At 44.4% G+C, this 18,794-nt stretch carries 20 protein-coding genes; all 20 read right to left on the bottom strand.

Going from position 1 to position 18,794, the window contains the following annotated elements:
• Window positions 1-20 precede the first annotated feature (20 nt).
• Entirely contained in the window at window positions 21-815 is a 795-nt protein-coding gene (gene ypjB / locus GXP75_RS14110; protein WP_214918765.1) for a sporulation protein YpjB, read from the bottom strand.
• A gap of 67 nt (window positions 816-882) precedes the next feature.
• The gene (gene lhaT, locus GXP75_RS14105; RefSeq protein ID WP_242557048.1) at window positions 883-1,476 is read right to left on the bottom strand and encodes a lipoprotein heptaprenylglyceryl N-acetyltransferase LhaT; all 594 of its coding nucleotides are present in this window, start codon (window positions 1,474-1,476) and stop codon (window positions 883-885) included.
• 112 nt (window positions 1,477-1,588) lie between these two features.
• Entirely contained in the window at window positions 1,589-2,356 is a 768-nt protein-coding gene (locus GXP75_RS14100; RefSeq protein WP_004429786.1) for a menaquinol-cytochrome c reductase cytochrome b/c subunit, read from the bottom strand.
• A 32-nt stretch (window positions 2,357-2,388) separates the two neighbouring features.
• Window positions 2,389-3,063: a menaquinol-cytochrome c reductase cytochrome b subunit gene (qcrB, locus tag GXP75_RS14095; protein WP_003225560.1), complete on the bottom strand. Its 675-nt coding sequence runs from the start codon at window positions 3,061-3,063 to the stop codon at window positions 2,389-2,391.
• Between the two features lies 1 nt (window position 3,064).
• Window positions 3,065-3,568: a Rieske (2Fe-2S) protein gene (locus GXP75_RS14090; RefSeq protein WP_010789049.1), complete on the bottom strand. Its 504-nt coding sequence runs from the start codon at window positions 3,566-3,568 to the stop codon at window positions 3,065-3,067.
• Window positions 3,569-3,709: 141 nt separating this feature from the next.
• On the bottom strand, window positions 3,710-4,156 hold the full coding sequence (locus GXP75_RS14085) for a YpiF family protein (protein WP_242557047.1): 447 nt from the start codon (window positions 4,154-4,156) through the stop codon (window positions 3,710-3,712).
• Window positions 4,157-4,211: 55 nt separating this feature from the next.
• The gene (locus GXP75_RS14080; RefSeq protein WP_004429781.1) at window positions 4,212-4,751 is read right to left on the bottom strand and encodes a ReoY family proteolytic degradation factor; all 540 of its coding nucleotides are present in this window, start codon (window positions 4,749-4,751) and stop codon (window positions 4,212-4,214) included.
• A 76-nt stretch (window positions 4,752-4,827) separates the two neighbouring features.
• Window positions 4,828-6,099 carry a tetratricopeptide repeat protein gene (locus GXP75_RS14075; protein ID WP_150223325.1) on the bottom strand — a complete coding sequence of 424 codons (1,272 nt, stop codon included), beginning with the start codon at window positions 6,097-6,099 and terminating at the stop codon, window positions 4,828-4,830.
• 349 nt (window positions 6,100-6,448) lie between these two features.
• Window positions 6,449-7,735 (bottom strand): 3-phosphoshikimate 1-carboxyvinyltransferase, encoded by a 1,287-nt coding sequence (gene aroA, locus GXP75_RS14070; protein ID WP_242557046.1) that lies wholly within the window; start codon window positions 7,733-7,735, stop codon window positions 6,449-6,451.
• 11 nt (window positions 7,736-7,746) lie between these two features.
• A complete protein-coding gene (locus tag GXP75_RS14065; RefSeq protein ID WP_216413589.1) occupies window positions 7,747-8,862 on the bottom strand; it encodes a prephenate dehydrogenase in 1,116 nt (371 codons plus the stop codon).
• 50 nt (window positions 8,863-8,912) lie between these two features.
• Window positions 8,913-9,995, bottom strand: a complete 1,083-nt coding sequence (gene hisC / locus GXP75_RS14060) for a histidinol-phosphate transaminase (RefSeq protein WP_242557045.1) — start codon at window positions 9,993-9,995, stop codon at window positions 8,913-8,915.
• A gap of 11 nt (window positions 9,996-10,006) precedes the next feature.
• Entirely contained in the window at window positions 10,007-10,810 is an 804-nt protein-coding gene (trpA, locus tag GXP75_RS14055) for a tryptophan synthase subunit alpha (RefSeq protein WP_106044249.1), read from the bottom strand.
• Window positions 10,803-12,005: a tryptophan synthase subunit beta gene (trpB, locus tag GXP75_RS14050; RefSeq protein WP_242557044.1), complete on the bottom strand. Its 1,203-nt coding sequence runs from the start codon at window positions 12,003-12,005 to the stop codon at window positions 10,803-10,805. The genes trpA and trpB overlap by 8 nt, the downstream gene beginning before the upstream one ends.
• Window positions 11,986-12,642 (bottom strand): phosphoribosylanthranilate isomerase, encoded by a 657-nt coding sequence (locus tag GXP75_RS14045; protein ID WP_242557043.1) that lies wholly within the window; start codon window positions 12,640-12,642, stop codon window positions 11,986-11,988. Before GXP75_RS14045 ends, trpB begins: the two co-directional genes overlap by 20 nt.
• A 4-nt stretch (window positions 12,643-12,646) precedes the next feature.
• On the bottom strand, window positions 12,647-13,399 hold the full coding sequence (gene trpC / locus GXP75_RS14040; RefSeq protein ID WP_242557042.1) for an indole-3-glycerol phosphate synthase TrpC: 753 nt from the start codon (window positions 13,397-13,399) through the stop codon (window positions 12,647-12,649).
• Window positions 13,392-14,408, bottom strand: a complete 1,017-nt coding sequence (gene trpD, locus GXP75_RS14035; protein ID WP_242557041.1) for an anthranilate phosphoribosyltransferase — start codon at window positions 14,406-14,408, stop codon at window positions 13,392-13,394. Before trpD ends, trpC begins: the two co-directional genes overlap by 8 nt.
• Window positions 14,380-15,927 (bottom strand): anthranilate synthase component I, encoded by a 1,548-nt coding sequence (trpE, locus tag GXP75_RS14030; RefSeq protein ID WP_242557040.1) that lies wholly within the window; start codon window positions 15,925-15,927, stop codon window positions 14,380-14,382. The genes trpD and trpE overlap by 29 nt, the downstream gene beginning before the upstream one ends.
• Window positions 15,928-16,144: 217 nt before the next feature.
• Window positions 16,145-16,528 (bottom strand): chorismate mutase, encoded by a 384-nt coding sequence (gene aroH, locus GXP75_RS14025; RefSeq protein ID WP_010789062.1) that lies wholly within the window; start codon window positions 16,526-16,528, stop codon window positions 16,145-16,147.
• On the bottom strand, window positions 16,525-17,613 hold the full coding sequence (gene aroB / locus GXP75_RS14020; RefSeq protein ID WP_242557039.1) for a 3-dehydroquinate synthase: 1,089 nt from the start codon (window positions 17,611-17,613) through the stop codon (window positions 16,525-16,527). The genes aroH and aroB overlap by 4 nt, the downstream gene beginning before the upstream one ends.
• Window positions 17,613-18,785 (bottom strand): chorismate synthase, encoded by a 1,173-nt coding sequence (gene aroC, locus GXP75_RS14015; RefSeq protein ID WP_004429762.1) that lies wholly within the window; start codon window positions 18,783-18,785, stop codon window positions 17,613-17,615. Before aroC ends, aroB begins: the two co-directional genes overlap by 1 nt.
• Between the last annotated feature and the right edge of the window lie 9 nt (window positions 18,786-18,794).

Here is an 18,794-nt window from a genome sequence, read left to right as displayed (position 1 = left end):
TCCTTTACGGCTAAGAACATTTATTTAGGATAATCACGTTTTTTCAATTTGTTCTTTTCCGCTCTGTATTTTCGGTAACCGACATAGGTGAGCGCAGTAATAATGATGCCTCCTGTTGTGAGAATAACCCATAACAAAGAGGGGTCCGCATCATCTTTTTCAACCCTGTCGAATACACTTTTCAAATCTTTTTGGAGAAGTGAGAGCCGTTCAAGCTTTGTGCTTACCGTCATATGCTGAAACGCTTCTTGCTCGATCACGTCAATATGCTTTCCCACATCATCAAGCTGATCAATTGAAATATCCATCGTTAAACTCGGATAAATTAAATCATATAAAGATATAAATTCATTCCACTTTTCGTGAAAGTTTGTTTTCTCATTTTCCCGGACTTCTTTTTTTAAAGCGCTGAACGTTTCCATAATTGGCTTCTCAAGCGATCCCCAAAGAGGATCGGACTGATTTTTGACTGCATCCATCAGCATCCTGAATTGCGCCGCCGCTCGCAGCTTTTCACTGTCTGAAGTGTCTGTTTGCTTTAAACTCCGCTCCATATCGTTATAGCCCAGTGTGATCTGGCGAATTTGAGCGCCGGATAAAGATTGATTGGCCGGACTTTTTTCAGTCTCTTTTAATTTTTTTTCAAAGTAACCAAGCACTTGAAGCGCCTCGTCATATTGCGACTGCCGAGTCATTTGGAAAACCGTATCGGATAGCTCGTTCAATTCCTCGAGGCTCCCCCGCTCTTCAGCTTTGGCATTTCCGATATAGAAAATAAGAGCAAGTAACAAACAGATTGTCAGCTTTCGTTTCATGCAGGTCCCTCCCACTCTCTCTCCTTACAGAATATGAAGAGAAGGACAAGGTTAGACCAACATTGTGTTACGGCAGGTCAAGCTTCATCTGTTTTTTTGAAACGACTAAATAGTACGCTAAAGCGATTGAAAACAGGCTGAGCCAGAAAGTCGCATAACCGATATATGTCATATAATCCGAAAGCATAGAATACTGAGGCATCATGCCGAAAAGATAATCAATAACATCATTGTGCAATGTCCAGATCGCTGCAAGGACAAGGTGCCATAATCTAAAGCGGAAATACGGACTATAAAGAACTCCTTGAACAGCCATCGCAAAATGGGAGCCAATCAGCATATAACCCTGCCACGGCAATTCACCGGTGACAAAAAGGACGAGCAGGTTCATTCCTACCGCCCACAGGCCGTACTTTACGAGCGTGACCAATGCCAGCGCTTCGAATAGCTTCGCGTTTCGTTTCATGAGAAATGACAGCAGCACAAACAGGAAAAAGAACGTCGCCGTCGGGCTGTCTGGAACAAATACGAGAAAGCGGGCCGGTGTTTCGAGCAGCTGGGGCAAATACCAGTAGTACCCATATACCGTACCAAGAAAATTCACCCCTAAAACGAGCAGCAGCATCGGCCGCTGTCCCAATAGAAACTGAAACCATTTCATGTCTTATCAACTCTCAGTCTGTAAAAGTATGTACTGCATACAAAAAAGCTGACGCCAGGTCAGCTTTTTATAAGAAAAGTATAGCCTTCTATCTCGTAATTCACAATACGTTTTATTTCGCTGTGGTTTCAGAAATAAACTTAGCCAGTTCCTCAAGTTCTTTATCATTGCCTTTAAACACCCCAGCCGGCATTTGCCCTTTCCCTTCCACGGCGATTTTTTTGATCTCCTCAGGACTTAACCCGCTGTCAACCAATGACGGGCCGGCTGCTCCTCCTTGAAGATTATCTCCATGGCAGGAAATACAGCCTTGATCTTGAAACAGCTTATAACCTTCTGATTCGGTATCAATTTCCGCCTCTTTTGTAATCTTGCCTTGCTCTTCCGCTTTGGCCCAGTCATGTGTGGCGACAGACTGCCATGTCAGAAATACGGTTGCCGCAAGAGCAAAAAGCATCATACCAACGGCTACCGGGCGCTTCCATGGCCTTCTCTCCGTTCCCCTGTCAAGGAAAGGCGCTAAAAGCAGCGCGCCAAAAGCGAGACCCGGCATGATCATGGCCCCGACAACAGTAAAGCTACCGGCGGCGTATTCGTATTTCAGCAATTGATATAAGAAAAGAAAATACCAATCAGGCAACGGAATATACCCGGTATCTGTCGGATCAGCCATCCGCTCTAAAGGCGGCTGATGCACGATGGTCAATACAAGAAATCCAACCAGAAAAACAGCGCCGACAAGCCACTCCTTTAATAGGAAATTCGGCCAAAACGCTTCTGTCTTACCTGGATATTCTGAGTAGTCCTTCGGTATATTCGGCTTTTTCTCAGCGGGTATTCTTGAGTCCCCTACAAACTTCATCCCTTTGCCCCGATGCATGTCATCCCCTCCCTTTTATTCACAGATCAAGTTTAAAGCGGTCCTGAAATTCCCTGCTTGCGGATCATGATAAAATGCGCTGCCATCAGTCCGAATAATGCGGCAGGAAGAAAAAACACATGGATCGCAAAAAACCTTGTCAGAGTTTGGGCGCCGACGATATCCGGATGGCCCGCAAGGAGTGTTTTGACTTGTGTTCCGATAAGCGGTGTCGCTTCCGCAATTTGAAGACCTACCTTTGTCGCAAACAGCGCCTTCATGTCCCAGGGCAGCAAATAGCCTGTAAATCCGAGACCAAGCATTACAAAGAAAATAAGTACACCGACAATCCAATTTAATTCCCTCGGCTTCTTATACGCGCCCTGAAAAAAGACCCTCAGCGTATGTAAAAACATCATCACAATGACTAAACTTGCGCCCCAATGGTGCATTCCCCTTACAATTTGGCCGAACGCCACTTCATTTTGCAAGTAATAAACCGATTCCCATGCGTTCTTAATGTCAGGCACATAGTACATGGTTAAAAACATACCCGACAGCACTTGGATAACGGTTACAAAAAACGTCAAACCTCCAAAACAATAAACAAATGCGGAAAAATGGTGGGCTGGATTCACATGCTCAGGCACCTCGTGGTCGGCGATATCCCTCCACATCGGTGTAATATCAAGCCGTTCATCTACCCAATCATAAATTTTGTTAAGCATGTCACCCTTCCCCCTTAGGCTTTGCTTTTCCAAGATACAGGAAGCCGTCCTTCACTTCTTGCTCATAATGGTCAAGTGGTGCAAGCGGCGGCGTGCCGGGGACATTCGTACCGTCTTTTTCATATAGCCCGTAATGGCATGGACAGAAAAATTTGTTCGGATTCTTAGGATCATTATTCCAGTTGACTGTACATCCCAAATGCTTGCAAATCGGTGATAATGCCACAATCTCATCCCCGTGTTTGAACACCCAAGCTGATCTCGATTCCTCTGATTCATACCAGGCATCGACTTGATTAATTTTAAAATCAAAGCGCTGCGGTTCTTTTGTCAGCTCATCAACGCTGACAACCTGAACCATATCCTGATCCCCAGTCGGTTTTAACACCGGATCGAGTGCAAAGCGAACCATAGGCATGAGCATACTAGCCGCCATAAACCCCCCTACGCCCGTGAGCGTATAATTTAAAAATTGACGTCTTGATATATCATGTCTTCCGCCCATCTCTTCTCCCCCCTCTAGGTCGACGCTACAAACTAACTAAAATAGAAAATATTTCATAACACTAGACACCCTCATAATATATGAATCTCTCAGCAAGGTCAATATAGCCAAAATATTAATAAATAGGAAATGTAAGTGTTTTTATAAAGTGTCCCATAACTGTAACAAAACGTTCAAAATTTCGCCTGTCTTATCTTCCAATATTCTTCTTTTTAATGAATCATTCATATGTTCAAATGGCACTGAGGGGATATACACAACCTTCTCTTCTGATACCGCATCTTCCCAATTTGCTTCAGCAGTCAAAAAAACGACATGCCGAAACCGGGAACCAGCCTCTTTTTTCCAATACCTCAATTCCTGAATGGTTGTTTCATTTATATCTATATATGTATATGCAGGGAATAAATATACCCGTCCCTTTAATTGCCGTTCCAGTTCTTCACAAATCAGCTGTGTAAATTCCCCTTTTTCTACTGAAGCCTTAAATTGATGATCAGCTTTAATGGATATTAAAGGAATGACAGCGGTATCAATGTAATCCGCAGCCTGCAAATAAGCCTCGGCATCAGCTATTCTCCACCTCATTGTTTTCTCCCCCTCTACGGCAACAAGCCTTGCATATTTTGCAAGGCCGGAAATATTATGTGAGCTGATTCAATTGCTGAGATAATTGTTCAAATGCTTCTTTATCGTGACGGTCCAGAGCCTCGTCTATATCTTTCAGCAGTCTTTCTCTTTGAAATGTAGAAATCGCGTGTTCTAAAATTTGTTCAGCCATCCCTTGATCCTTTTTATTCTCAAATAGGTCTTTAGGAATATGAGGATTAGACTCAAGCACTGCCGCATACTCCGGCGAATTGTAAGCTGAACGGAAATTCAGCTGGATAAATAAATCCTGCTGTTTATTTAATCTGATATCATGGAAAGATTTTTCTGCATCGGTTGTCATTACGTTCTCTTTATAAAACCGAAACGGAACTTCTTCAACACAGTGTGTTGACATTATAATGCCTCTTGGGCAAAACTCAGCTTGTTCTACGAAATGGACTTTTTCCATTAAAGAGTCGTGGCTCATTAAATAATTCAAAATCCAAACGCACTCTCGGCGCTTAAGCTGATAATGGTTTAAAAACCATCTGATAAAGTCCTTTTTCTCATTGACAGAAACAGGGGTCTGCATGTAATTCCCTCCTCTATCGGTCGTTAAGTTTATTCTTATACATCATAAATTCCACATGGAGAATAATAATTCCTGCTTATCTAGAAAATTCATCCTCAATCCGTAATATCGTTTCTTCCAGTTCTTCATTGGCGCCGTCCAGTTTGAGCACTTCTTTTAGAAGCGGAAGCGCTTCTTGCTGCAGCCCTTCTTCCAGTAAGAAGTTCGCGTATTCGTATAAGAAATCTCTGTCCTCGCGATAATGAAGAAAAGCGGCTTCAAAGCATTTTTTAGCCTCTTCATATTTCTCCAATTCAGTATAAGCGCTTGCCAGGTACCAATTGTATTTCGGGTCCTCTTCCCCATAGCCCCGCACTTCTTGAATCAAATCAATGATTAACTCATAATCTTCTTCCTTGAGATAAACGGCAAGCAGAGTGTGGAGTGCTTCCACGTAACCGGGATCAAGCGCAAGCGCTTCTTGAAGCAGCTTTTTGCCCTCTTGGACATTTCCGATTTTCAGCGTCATTTTTGCTGCGTAAAGGAAGAGTTCCTTGTTGTATTCATCATAACTGATGCCTTCTTTGGCTGTTTTCAAAGCCTCTTCATACATGCCTTCTGCCTCATAGCTTTCAGCAAGCGGCATATAAAGCGATGAATAGGACGGATCAATCTCTTTCAGGTCTGACAGCTGCTTGATGGCGGTTTTGACGAACCCAGCCTGTGATGCAGTAAAACCGTAGCCAAAAATGGTATTAGGCTCAGGGGTTTCCTCGACAGCTTTTTCGTACCAAGGAATCGCTTCCTCAAATTCACCTGAAGCGCTTAAAGATTCTGCTAATCTTTGATGAACATTAACGCCTCCGATTTCACTCTGTTCCTCAGCCGTTCTTTTAAAATATTGGATAGCCTTTGCATACGCGCCCTGGGTATAATAAAGCTCACCTAACGCAAAATCGATGACAGGTTCATCTTCAAGGATTGATTTTGCTTTTAAAAGCTTTTGTTCACTTACTTCAAATAAACCTTGCATCTGATAAAGGTCTGCCATGAGAAGCAGGCTTTCCGGGTACGACGCATCTGTTTCAGGAATGGTCTCCAGCACAGCCAGAGCTTTTTCTTCTTCGTCAATATCTATTAGCAGTTCAGCGTAAAAATTCGTTAACTCTGTTTCCTCAGGATACAAATCATGCAAATCACTGATCAGCGAAATTGCTTTATCCGCATTTCCCCATTCATAATACAGCTGGGCTGCTATCGCTTTATCCTCATCATGGAGCTGTTTCTCAGCCTTCGAGAGCGTATTGAGGCCCTTTTCGGTTTCACCAGCTTCAACTAATTTTATGGCTTCTTGAATTAATGTATTCAAATCGGACCGGTCCTTTCTTTTCCTATACATAAAACTTACAAAGGGACTTTTTTGTTCGGGTTAATCTTATCATAATTCAGACGAAAGCCTTCGGCAAATAAGATGCCTGCCCCAATGCGGCCTCGTTTTTGGTCATTTTAGTTTACCAAAAGAACTAGCTCAGGAAAACAGCAAAAAGGAAGAAAGCAACTTGTACACAAAAACAGCCTTTTCAGACTGCTCTCCAAATAAAGCGCATCCTCCTTTCCCTTTTTATTTTTTCCTGTATAAGACAAGCTATGATGCTTTCTTACATTTTATGATTGTTTTTCCTTAACCGTATTAATGAAAAAAGCCTGAAGGAGCACCTTCAGGCTTTTGCAGCTAATTTGTTCAGATGATCAAAAAAAGTTGGATACGATACGTGAATCGCTTCTGTCTGCAAGATTTCAATAGACTCTTGAGTCAAGCATGAAGCAATGCCGAGCATCATTCCGATACGGTGATCTCCATGGCTGGAAACAGTTGCACCGCCTTTTAGGGTCTGTTTTCCGAAGATTTTCATCCCGTCATCTGTAGCCTCAATGTTTGCGCCCAGCTTACGAAGCTCTGACACTACTGTATCAATCCGGTTGGTTTCTTTTACTTTCAGCTCAGCCGCATCCTTAATAATAGTCGTTCCCTCAGCTTGAGTCGCAAGCAGAGCGATGATCGGTATTTCATCAATTAAGCGCGGAATAATGTCTCCGCCGATTTCAAGCGCGTTCAGTTCAGAAGTCTCAATCGTCAAATCTCCGTAAGGCTCTGCGCTGTCGCCGCTTGATTCAGTGATGTGAAGTTTGGCCCCCATCTTTTGAAGAACATCAATGATTCCGGTTCTTGTAGGGTTTAAGCCTACATTTTTCAGTACAATTCTACTATTTGGAATAACCGCCCCCGCCGCAAGGAAAAAGGCGGCTGAAGAAATATCCCCAGGCACAAAGATGTCTTGAGCTGTAAGCGATTGGCCTCCTTTGATAGAAACGCTTGTATTGTCTTCTGAAAGCTCAATACCAAAAGCACTTAGCATCCGCTCTGTATGATCTCGTGATTTATGTGGCTCTGTGACCGTTGTTGTTCCTTCTGCCTGCAGACCTGCAAGCAGCACGGCAGATTTAATTTGGGCACTTGCAACAGGTGAGACATAATCAATACCAGTTAAACCCCCGCCATTCACTGACAAAGGAGTAAACTCTCCGCCCGCTCTGCCGTCAATATGTGCGCCCATTTTTTTCAAAGGATCTGTCACGCGCTTCATCGGACGCTTTGCGATACTTTCATCACCGGCAACGGCGCTGTAAAACGGTCGTCCCGCCAAGATTCCAAGCATCAGACGAATCGTCGTACCTGAGTTCCCGACGTCTAAAAGGCTTTCAGGCTCCCGAAGAGCTGAGATACCCTTTCCGTGTATCGTTACGTCACTGCCGCTGCGCTCAATGTGAACACCCATTTTCTTGAAGCATTCTATCGTACTGAGACAGTCTGCTCCCGGAAGAAAGTTTTTGACTGTTGTTTTTCCGTTTGCGAGCGCGCCAAACATCACAGAACGATGTGAAATTGATTTGTCTCCGGGGATATGGATTTCTCCGTTCAAAGACTGCACTTTTTCTCTTTTCATTGTTTTCCACCTCAATCAGCATAAAAAGTTTCATATTCTGCACGGGATTCTATGCAATTTTCAGCCCGCTTGCGGTCATTGTCGGTTTGAAAACTGATTCTTAAAATCCCGTTTATGTCTTCTCGTGTTTCAATAATCCTTATATTCGTTATACTGATGCGCTCCTCAGCCAGGATTGCTGTTATTTCAGAAATAACTCCGGGATGATCAGGCACATCTACGTAAAGATCATAAAAAGCCGGAATCGCTCCTTTTTGCCGAAGCGGCAGTCCGTCACGATAGTCCTTCGCCATTTTAAAATAGTCGAAAAGCTTTTTTGCATCTTCGTTTTCCACATAGGTTTGAATGGTTTCGATTTCTCGCTTCCATTCATCAAAGCGATCCAGTATTTTTTCTTTATTATGTAACAGAATATCTCTCCACATCGCAGGACTGCTTGAAGCAATGCGGGTAATATCCCGAAATCCTCCCGCGGCAAACCGCTTCACGAGCGGATATAACTCTTCCGAATGATGAGTCTGATGAACAAGACTGGCCGCAACAATATGAGGAAAGTGGCTGATGACGCTTGTTACGCCATCGTGCTCTTCCGGAGTCATTTCAACAAATTGGGCATTTGTCGCTTTCAGCAGCTTTTTAATTTGATCGACCGCTTCTTTCGCCGCGTTACGGCCTGGCGTTAAAATATAAAAAGCATTTTCAAACAAGAATTCCTTCGCAGCCGCGACTCCGGATTTATGAGAGCCTGCCATCGGATGGCCGCCGATAAAATGATAATGTTCAGGCAGCACTTGATCTGCATAGCGGACGACTTTTTGTTTGGTGCTTCCTACATCCGTAATCAAAAGCTGGTGTTTGATACCTGATTGAGCCAATTCATCCAGCATAAGCAGCGTTTGTGCAACAGGGGTCGCAATAATAATGGTTGAAGCCTTTTTCGCTCCTTCAATAAACGAATCGGCGCTTTCATCTATCACGCCAAGCTTTAATGCTGCCACAAGCTGCTCTTCTGAGATGTCAACGCCGATGATCCGCTTGTCCGGAAATTGCTTTTTGACGGCCAACGCGATGGAGCCGCCGATTAATCCAAGTCCCGCGAGCAATATTGTATTTTTGGTTTGATTCATATCTTAATCACCTGGTTTGATAGACTAAAGAGGTGATGCATGATCACCTCTTATAACATTTCAGCTAAAATTGTGAGGATTTCCTCATTTTGCTCTTTCGTTCCGATTGTTATCCTCAGCGAGGTCGGGAATCCCAACGCATTTCCAGACCGCACAATATAGCCTTTTTGCAGTAAGGCTTGGAAAAGTTCATCTGCCGGACGGTTAAAATCAATTAACACAAAGTTGGTTTGTGAAGGATAGTATCTTAATCCGTGTGTTTTGGCAAAGTCATAATATTGCTTAAGACCGGCAGCATTTTTTTTCACACAGGATACGATAAAGTCCTGATCGCTAAGCGCGGCGATCGCGGCAGCCTGACCAAGGCGGCTTGTATTAAACGGTTCTCTCGCAGGCTCAATCTGACGGATCAGCGTCTCGCTTGCAATGCCGTAACCGACTCTTAACGCCGCCAGACCATAGGCTTTCGAAAAGGTCCGCAAAATGATCAGATTAGGGTGTTTTTCCAAAAGCGGTATACTTTCCGGATAATCCTCAGCCGTTACATATTCATAATACGCTTCATCCAGCACTACGAGCACATGACTCGGCACACGGTTTAAAAACGAAAGCAATTCACTTTCCGCTGTATAGGTTCCCGTCGGATTATTCGGACTGCATACCCACACGATTTGCGTATTTTCATCAATGGCTGCTAACATCGCATCAAGATCATGACCGCCGTCTTGACGAATCGCAATTTCACGAACTTCCGCGCCCTCAATGACCGCATTGTGTTTATATTGAGGAAACGTCGAAGCTGCTGTAATTGTGTTTGTCTTTTCATTTAAAAATGACCGGCAGATGATTTGGACAAGCTCATCAGAACCATTGCCAAAGATGAGGGACTTTTCACTTACATTAAGATGTTCGCTGAGCCTTGTACGCAAAGCGGCGCTATAGCCATCCGGATAAAGCGCAAGCTGCTCAATTTCTTGTTGAAGAGCTTCTTTTGCAGCTTCTGAACAGCCGAATGGGTTCTCATTAGAAGCCAGCTTAACGACTTTGTCCAGGCCGTATTCTCTTTTTACTTCTTCAATTGGTTTTCCAGGCTGATAAGGCTTCAGCTGTTTTAATTGTTCTTTGATTCGCAAATCCAGTCACCTCATTTTAAACTGTACACGCCACTAAACGTCTTCGCATATTCTTCAAATGCTTGCACCGCACGCTCCCTTGTATCCTGACAAACGAGCTGGTCTTGCAATTCTTCTATTTTTCTGACCAGTGCGCTGCCTACAACAACACCGTCACACATCTCATTCATCTTGATTACCTGTTCGCGGCTGGAGATTCCGAAGCCTACAGCCACAGGAACAGAGCTGAGCTCCTTAACCGTCCGGATAAAGGAGTAGACTGCTGAGTCGAATTCATTGCGAACGCCGGTCACGCCTAATGAAGACACACAATATACGAAGCCCTCGGCCTGTTCTGTAATTTTTTTCAAACGGCTTTCGCTTGTCGGTGCCACTAAGGAAATATAAGTCACATTATTTTTTTTGCATTCTTGCTGAAGCTGGGCACTTTCCTCAAATGGCAAATCCGGAACAAGCAAGCCGTCTATATGATTTTCCCGCAGTAAAGCGAAAAAGTATTCTTTGTTCAATTGTAACACAGGATTATAATACGTAAAGAGAATTATCGGAATATCGACACCACTTTTTTTCATTTTACCGCCTAATTCTATGGCTTTTACGATATTCATCTCATTGGCAAGCGCCCGTTTCGAAGCACGCTGGATAACCGGTCCGTCGGCAAGCGGGTCTGAGTAGGCGACACCCAGCTCCAGCGCGGAAGCCCCTGCTTTTTGAAGGGACTTTGCAAGCTCAATAGAGACCTCGGGCAAAGGGTCTCCGGCCGTAATGAAGGGGATAAATAATTTGTCAGAAGGCTTCTGTTTCAAATTAAACATGCGCATTCACCTCATCTTCCAATACTTGCATCAATGTGTTCACGTCTTTGTCTCCTCTTCCTGACAAACAAACAAGTATACTTTGCTCACGGTCCATTTCTTTAGCCATTTCAAACGCCTTAGCTAATGCATGGGCAGATTCGATTGCCGGCAAAATGCCTTCTTTTTCGGAGAGAAGCCTTAATGCAGCGACCGCTTCATCATCCGTCACACTTTCATACTTCACTCGGCCGCTTTGGTGAAGATAAGCATGCTCCGGCCCGATTCCCGGATAGTCCAATCCTGCCGAAATGGAGTATGGCTCTATGATCTGGCCGAATTGATCCTGAATCAAATAAGTCAGCGATCCGTGGATGACACCTTTTGTTCCTTTTGAGATAGTGGCTGCGTGAAGAGAAGTGTCAATTCCTTTTCCGGCGGCTTCTGCGCCTATCAAATCTACATCTTCCGCTAAAAAAGCCTGAAAGATACCAATAGCATTGCTTCCTCCGCCAACACATGCAACCACTTTGTCCGGAAGATTTCCTTCTATGCCGCGCAGCTGTTCTTTCGCTTCATCGCCGATTATTCTTTGGAATTCACGAACAATGTAAGGGTACGGATGAGGACCTACTACAGAACCGATCATATAAAAATGATCCTCACAATGCTGGACCCAGTATCTGATCGCTTCATTCGTTGCGTCCTTAAGCGTACCATTACCGCTTGTGACCGGAACCACTTCCGCTCCCAGAAGTTTCATACGGAACACATTCAGTGACTGACGCGCCACATCTTCTTCTCCCATAAAAACGGTACAGGGAAAACCAAATTTCGCGGCTACCGTCGCCGCTGCGACACCGTGCTGGCCTGCCCCTGTTTCAGCAATGATTTTTGTTTTGCCCATTTTTTTTGCAAGCAGAGCCTGCCCTAAAGCGTTATTGATTTTGTGGGAACCTGTATGGTTTAAATCTTCTCTTTTTAAATAAATTTTAGCCCCGCCTAAATGATTTGTCACCTGATCGGCAAATGTCAGCGCTGTCGGCCTTCCGGAATAGTCGAATAACAGCTTTTTATACTCTGCTTCGAAAACAGGATCATTTTTTATTTCTTTGAATGCTTTTTCAATTTCTTCTAAAGGCTGCATCAGCGTTTCAGGAACAAATTTTCCGCCAAACTCGCCAAACCTGCCGATTTCATTTGGATATTGATACATAGTGATTCATCCTTTCTTCTAAAAGCTTAATGAGGATTTGATCTTTTTTTCCGTTTCTTTCAATTCCGCTCGCCAGATCAATCCCTCCTGGCCTCCATTTGAGCAGTCCGGCAATCGTTTCCGGATGTACACCGCCTGCGATGAAACACCGTTTTTTTGTCCGCTCAGCTTCCTGCTGATATGCAGGCACACTCTCCCAAGAGAACGAAATACCGCTTCCGCCTCTCATCCCTTTGACAGATGAATCAATTACAAACCCATCGACGGCCGCCGCAAAACGCTTCATTTGCTGAATTGTGTCCTGATTATGATGCAGTGCTTTCCATACTTCACAATCCGCGAGAGAACGCAGGTTTACGGCATCTTTCGGGATTTCGTCGCCGTGCAGCTGAATGGCATCAAGCTGAAGGTCATTGGCAATACGAGCTATGTTCGCATTTTTTTCATTAACAAAAACACCCACACGTTTTTTATCGCCTATATGCACTTGGCTGCACCACTGTTTCACTTCAGCCGCCGACACTTTTCGTTTGCTCTCAGCAAAAATGAATCCCAAATAATCGGCTTGTGATGTTGCTGCCGTCTGCAAATCTTGGAGAGAGCGAATGCCGCAGTATTTTAATTCGGGCTTTTTCACAGCCTCACTCCCCAAACAAACCATAGACTGCTTCTTGCTGTGACGACTGCCTCATTAGTGACTCTCCTATAAGTACCGCTTTTGCCCCATGTTCTTTTACGAATTGCAGATGCTCCAAGGTCCCAATGCCGCTTTCACTGACGAGCAGGCTGTCTTTCGGAACGAGAGCCGCGATTTTTTCTGTCTGCGTTACCGAGGTTTCAAATGTTTTCAGGTTTCGATTGTTAATGCCGATAATATCCGGCGTAAACACCTTCAAAATCCGTTCAAGCGTCAATTCATCATGGACCTCCACTAAAACATCCATCCCCGATTCTTGTGCTTCTGTGTAAAGTTCGTGCAGTTTCAAAGGATCGAGCGCTTCACCGATCAGAAGGATCGCGTCTGCCCCTATTCTCTTGGATTCTTTTACTTGGATAGAATCTATGATGAAATCTTTTCTTAGAACCGGAATTGAGACAGCCCGCTTAACATCTGTCAAAAAGTAATTTTCGCCTAGAAAAAAGGGTGTGTCCGTTAATACAGAAAGCGTATCCGCCTTTGCCGCTTCATAATCTTGAGCAATCATGTCAGGGATGAAATTTTCTTTAATCAGTCCTTTTGAAGGAGACGCTTTTTTCACTTCTGCAATCAACCCGATAAACCGGTTCGGGTTTGCAAGCGCCTGTTTAAAAGAACGTCTTATAACAGTTTGTTCCTCTGGTAAAATAATCGTTTTTACCTCTTCTTTTTTTTGCGCAATGATTTTATCAAGCATAGATCTCTTCCTCTTTCTGTTTCAGACGTTCAAGCTGTGCGCGGGCATTTCCGTTTTTGATCGTTTCTAAGGCAAGCTGTACGCCTTCTTTCATATTAGCGGCAATCCCAGCCGCATAAATGGCGGCGCCCGCATTTAAAGCCGTAATGTTCAGGGCTGATGAATTACTGTCATTTTCAAAAATTTTCTGAATCAACAACGCGCTTTCTTGCGGAGACTGCACCTGAATATCTTTCAGCTCCCCCGCTTTAAAGCCGAATTCTTCAGGCGATACGGTGTACTCCCGCCGGGCACCGTCCTTTAATTCGATGACATCGGTCGGTGATGTCACGGACAGCTCGTCTAGTCCGTCGCGGCTCGAAACAAACAGAACATGTTTCGGATGGAAGCTTTCCAGAGCGCTTGCCATCAGCTTGGCTTTTTCCGTTGAGTATACCCCGATGACTTGGCGCTTCGTCTGCAAAGGATTGCTGAGAGGGCCAAGCAAGTTAAAAATCGTTCTGAAACCGAGATCTTTTCTTGCGACTGCGACATGTTTCATAGACGAATGATAAAGCGGGGCAAACAGAAAGCCCATATTTTTTGTTTTTATGCTTTGCCTTACCTTCTCCGGAGTTGATTGAATGGAAACTCCCAATCTCTCTAAAACATCTGCGCTTCCGCTTTTTGAAGAGACTGAGCGGTTTCCGTGCTTTGCAACTTTGGCTCCGGCCGCAGAGGCCGCAATCGCAGCGGCAGTTGAAATGTTAAACGTGGAGATCCCGTCTCCACCCGTTCCGCACGTATCAACAACGTCAGGCAGGCCGTCTATCGTTAACGCATGGTCGCGCATCACTTTCACAAACCCTGCCAGTTCCTCTGCGGTTTCTCCCCTATGAGCCAATACCGATAAAATCCCGCCCATCTCAGTCGGTCCCATATTTCCGCTCATCATGAGCTGCATGAGGTCTTCCGCTTCGCGAACAGATAATGTGCTGCCATTAACGCATGATAGCAGAAATTTGTTCATCCGCTTCATCCCCCTTGCTTCGGAACATGTCTTCCGCAATATGAATGGTTTTCAGCAAAGCCCCCGCCTTATTGCAGCTTTCTTCATATTCGGCTTCCGGTACGGAATCAGCCACAATGCCCGCTCCGGCTTGTATAGAAGCAACACCTTTTTTTACGCTCATTGTGCGAATCGTAATACATGAATCAATACTTCCGTCAAATCCGATGTAAGCGATGCAGCCGCCATACGTTTCACGCGGCGTCGGTTCTAATTCGTTCAATAGCTGCATGGCACGGATTTTAGGGGCACCCGTTAAAGTGCCTGCAGGAAATGCTGACATTAATGCGTCTACAGGATGAATGCCGTCTTTCAATCGGCCTGTGACGATAGAGATAATATGCATCACATGTGAGAAGGAAACAATTTTTGTAAACTCCGGAACAGCAACCGAGCCGTACTCCGCCACTCTGCCTATGTCATTTCTCGCAAGGTCAACAAGCATGTAATGTTCCGCCTTCTCCTTTTCATCTTTCATCAGCTCTATTTTCAGCTTTTCATCTTCCTCTTTATCAGCGCCTCTTTTTCTCGTTCCCGCTATCGGATGAATTTCCAGATGGCCGTCTTGAACATGAATTAACCGTTCGGGAGAGCTTCCGACAATTTCCCGGTCAGGCAGCTTGATGTAATACATATAGGGTGAGGGATTGACAATGCGCAGCACTCTGTATAGTTCAAAAGAGTCCACTGTTATCGGAATCTCAAATTTTTGTGACAGCACACCTTGAAAGATATCACCCGATTTAATATATTCTTTTATTCTCTCTACATCCGCCATAAACTCACGCTTTTCATAATTAGAAGAGACTGTGTCAAAGCTTGGTGTCATATAAGTTTCTGATGACAGGAAAAGCTCTGTTAAGTTTTTATTCTCCGTCATTTGATCCATGATTCTTTGAAGTTCGCCTTGATTCTCGTTAAATATATCAATTTTTTCGGACTCTGCTTCTTGTCCGTTTAGCCTCGCATACTGGATGAAGTGTACTTTTTTTGTTTCATGGTCGTACGCCAGCATCGTTCTGCAAACAAACAACATGCACTTTTCCAAATCAGTTGCTTGGCTGTGGCTCTGAATTGCCGGCTCAATCAGCGGTATCATGTCATAGCTTAAATACCCCACCGCCCCGCCTACAAACGGGATATCAAGTTCTGGTGTTTTAATCCGATATGTTTCGTTCATCCAATCAAGGACGGCTTTTAATTCGTTTCCGGTATAAAGCGTCTGATGTTCTGAATCAATCGCTAAAAATTGTCCTTTTTGCTCTTTAATGGTGATGAAGGGATTGATGCCGATAAAAGAATATCTTGACCAGCTTGATGTATCGTCCTTACTTTCAAGCAGATAAGTGATTTTTCGGTCCAGCTTTTCAATCATTTGAATGGGTGTCAGTGTATCCACTGTGAAAGTCTCCACAATGGGAATGGTGTTATGAGACAAGCTGTCCTTTAAAAATGCGGAAATATTTGATTGGAAATTCATCTTCTCACTCCTTATGGCAAGGAGAATGAGGTGAGGTATAAGAGGGAATGAATGTATACAAAATAAACCCAAAAGAATAAACTTCTTTTGGGTAGGAATTAACAAATTTGTCCTCAGCTCAACTAAACTCATTCTCAGCTACCCTATTCTCTAACTCAACTGTTCTAACTTCTGCTTTATACACACTTTTGTGTATTTCTAAGCTGTTCTTATCGTATTACAATTCAGTATTTTTTGTCAATGATAAATCTGGCCTTAATCCGACCGCTTTTTCTAAATAAATGTGTTTGATTTGATCTTGCGGCACATCGGTCTGAACGGTCATCATGACACGCACACATTTTTTTAAACCGCCGTTTACGTCCATTTCCTGCATACAGGTAACCGGAACATATTGCCATCCGGCGATTTCACGCACGGCTTTGGCTGGAAAAACAGAATGCAAATCAGGAGTCGCCGAAAGAAGCATTTGGACAACATCTTCCGGCTTTGTTTTGTTTTCTGTGATCATTTTCTCCAACAGCTGTTTTGTTTTGCTTAAGATCTCTTGTTCTGTATCATTTTCAACGGTTGTTGCTCCGCGAATGCCGCGAATCATCATGCTGTCTCCTCCATTCGCCATTTGTTCAGCCAATTTTCCAGTTCATCTTTTGAAAACGCATGGTCAGCTACCTGGCCGATTTGTTTCAATACAATAAACTGGATAATGCCCCCGCGGGTTTTTTTATCATTCATCATACGGTTTACTAGTACAGGTGTAGAAACTTCCTGTTTAATTCTATGAGGATATCCAAGCTTCTTGAACCATTCGGTGAGAAGCTCTCTGTCCATTTGGCATCCTTCTGCTTGTTCACTTACATACAAAGCGAACTGCATTCCGAGCGCCACTGCGTCACCGTGGGTGATCTGGCCGTAGCCATATTCCGCCTCAACAGCGTGACCGAGTGTATGACCGAAATTTAAGAAGGCTCTGATTCCTTCTTCCTTTTCATCTTGATTGACAACAGATGATTTAATGGAAATGCCTTTATAAATCATCTCATTGAGCTGTTCACTGTTTATGTCATTCAGCGCTTGAATGCTCAATAGCTCCTCTAAAAACGCTTTATCATAAATAAAAGCGTGCTTAATGACCTCTGCCATCCCTGATCTCAGCTCTTTTTGAGGAAGTGTGTGTAATAATTCTGTATCATATAGCACGGCTTTCGGCTGATAAAAAGCACCGATCAAATTTTTCCCCATTGGATGGTTAACGGCTACTTTTCCTCCTACCGCGCTGTCATGGGCCAAAAGCGTCGTCGGCATTTGAATGAAGTCGATCCCCCGCATGAACGTGGCTGCCACAAATCCGGCTAGATCTCCTACGACCCCGCCGCCAAAAGCGATGATACATGAGGAGCGATCCATGTGAAATGAAATGGCTTCCGTCTGAAGCCGGGTATACACCTCTAAGGATTTAGCCTTCTCGCCGCTTGGCACCGTCACTTTTTTCACGGACCATTTCTCCTCTAATATACGAAACATTTCCTCACCGTACAGGCGGTCCACTTCTTCATCCGTAATGAGCAAAATACTGGTCAACGGCCTGTTCAATGAAGACAAAAGCTCGGAAGCCTGTTTTCTAATGCCTTCGCCGATAAAAACAGGATATGAAGAGGAAGCTGTTTCCACATGCAGTGTTCTCATTAAAATTCCCTCGACAGCTTTTTCATGTTTTCCACATTTTCTTTAATTCGGTCAATCTGATCCAGGCCGAATTGTTCAACGACGGCATTCGCAATTTCCCATGCCACAGCGGCTTCGGCCACTACGCTTGCTGCCGGCACCGCGCAGCTGTCTGACCGTTCGATACTTGCAGAAAACGGCTCTTTTGTTTCGATATCTACGCTCTTCAGCGGTTTATACAATGTAGGGATTGGCTTCATCACACCGCGGACGACAATCGGCATTCCTGTCGTCATACCGCCTTCGAGTCCTCCAAGTCTGTTGGTTGCGCGTGTATAGCCTTTTTCCTCATCCCAAATGATTTCGTCATGCACTTCACTTCCGTTTTTGCCTGCTGCCTCAAAACCGATGCCAAACTCTACACCTTTGAAAGCGTTGATTGATAATACAGCGGCAGCAAGTTTGCTGTCGAGTTTCCGGTCATAGTGAACATAGCTGCCGACACCTACAGGCATGCCTTCGACAATAACTTCTACAATACCCCCGATTGAATCTCCATTGGCTTTCGCTTCATCAATGGCATCCATCATTTTACGGCCGGCTTCTTCGTCATAGCATCTGACTGGCGATTCCTCAGTAACCCGCTGTAGGTCTTCAATAGAGGTATAATCGGTTTTTTCAGCTTTTACGCCTCCAATTTCCAATACGTGGCCCGCCACTTTAATGCCGAGCGCTGAAAGAATTTGTTTCGCTACGGCACCAGCAGCCACTCTGACCGTCGTTTCTCTCGCAGAAGAACGTTCAAGCACATTTCTCATATCACGATGGTTATATTTAATCGCACCGTTCAAATCAGCATGCCCCGGTCTCGGTCTTGAGATCTGCCGTTTCATTTCATTTTCTTCTTCCTCAGTAATGGGAGCAGCCCCCATAATCTTTGTCCAGTGGGTCCAATCCTTGTTTTCTACAACAAGCGCGATTGGTGAACCTAGTGTGCGTGCGTGACGAACACCGCTCATAATTTTCGCCTGGTCTTTTTCAATCTGCATCCGGCGGCCCCGTCCATGGCCTTTTTGGCGTCTTGCAAGCTCAAAATTGATGTCTTCTTCTGTTATGTAAAGCCCCGCAGGCACACCTTCTATAATGGTTGTCAATTGCGGACCGTGTGATTCTCCAGCTGTTAAATATCTCATGACCTCTTC

Source organism: Bacillus sp. HU-1818 (assembly GCF_022695965.1).
Classification (GTDB): domain Bacteria; phylum Bacillota; class Bacilli; order Bacillales; family Bacillaceae; genus Bacillus; species Bacillus atrophaeus.
Note: the sequence above shows the minus strand (reverse complement) of the source record. Positions and strands in the feature narration are given on the sequence as shown.

Excerpts from the sequence above, each read along its gene's own strand:
- ypjB (WP_214918765.1), bottom strand. The coding sequence starts at position 815 with ATGAAACGAAAGCTGACAATCTGTTTGTTACTTGCTCTTATTTTCTAT.
- lhaT (WP_242557048.1), bottom strand. The coding sequence starts at position 1,476 with ATGAAATGGTTTCAGTTTCTATTGGGACAGCGGCCGATGCTGCTGCTC.
- GXP75_RS14100 (WP_004429786.1), bottom strand. The coding sequence starts at position 2,356 with ATGCATCGGGGCAAAGGGATGAAGTTTGTAGGGGACTCAAGAATACCC.
- qcrB (WP_003225560.1), bottom strand. The coding sequence starts at position 3,063 with ATGCTTAACAAAATTTATGATTGGGTAGATGAACGGCTTGATATTACA.
- GXP75_RS14090 (WP_010789049.1), bottom strand. The coding sequence starts at position 3,568 with ATGGGCGGAAGACATGATATATCAAGACGTCAATTTTTAAATTATACG.
- GXP75_RS14085 (WP_242557047.1), bottom strand. The coding sequence starts at position 4,156 with ATGAGGTGGAGAATAGCTGATGCCGAGGCTTATTTGCAGGCTGCGGAT.
- GXP75_RS14080 (WP_004429781.1), bottom strand. The coding sequence starts at position 4,751 with ATGCAGACCCCTGTTTCTGTCAATGAGAAAAAGGACTTTATCAGATGG.
- aroA (WP_242557046.1), bottom strand. The coding sequence starts at position 7,735 with ATGAAAAGAGAAAAAGTGCAGTCTTTGAACGGAGAAATCCATATCCCC.
- GXP75_RS14065 (WP_216413589.1), bottom strand. The coding sequence starts at position 8,862 with ATGAATCAAACCAAAAATACAATATTGCTCGCGGGACTTGGATTAATC.
- trpA (WP_106044249.1), bottom strand. The coding sequence starts at position 10,810 with ATGTTTAATTTGAAACAGAAGCCTTCTGACAAATTATTTATCCCCTTC.
- trpB (WP_242557044.1), bottom strand. The coding sequence starts at position 12,005 with ATGTATCAATATCCAAATGAAATCGGCAGGTTTGGCGAGTTTGGCGGA.
- trpC (WP_242557042.1), bottom strand. The coding sequence starts at position 13,399 with ATGCTTGATAAAATCATTGCGCAAAAAAAAGAAGAGGTAAAAACGATT.
- trpD (WP_242557041.1), bottom strand. The coding sequence starts at position 14,408 with ATGAACAAATTTCTGCTATCATGCGTTAATGGCAGCACATTATCTGTT.
- trpE (WP_242557040.1), bottom strand. The coding sequence starts at position 15,927 with ATGAATTTCCAATCAAATATTTCCGCATTTTTAAAGGACAGCTTGTCT.
- aroH (WP_010789062.1), bottom strand. The coding sequence starts at position 16,528 with ATGATGATTCGCGGCATTCGCGGAGCAACAACCGTTGAAAATGATACA.
- aroB (WP_242557039.1), bottom strand. The coding sequence starts at position 17,613 with ATGAGAACACTGCATGTGGAAACAGCTTCCTCTTCATATCCTGTTTTT.
- aroC (WP_004429762.1), bottom strand. The coding sequence starts at position 18,785 with ATGAGATATTTAACAGCTGGAGAATCACACGGTCCGCAATTGACAACC.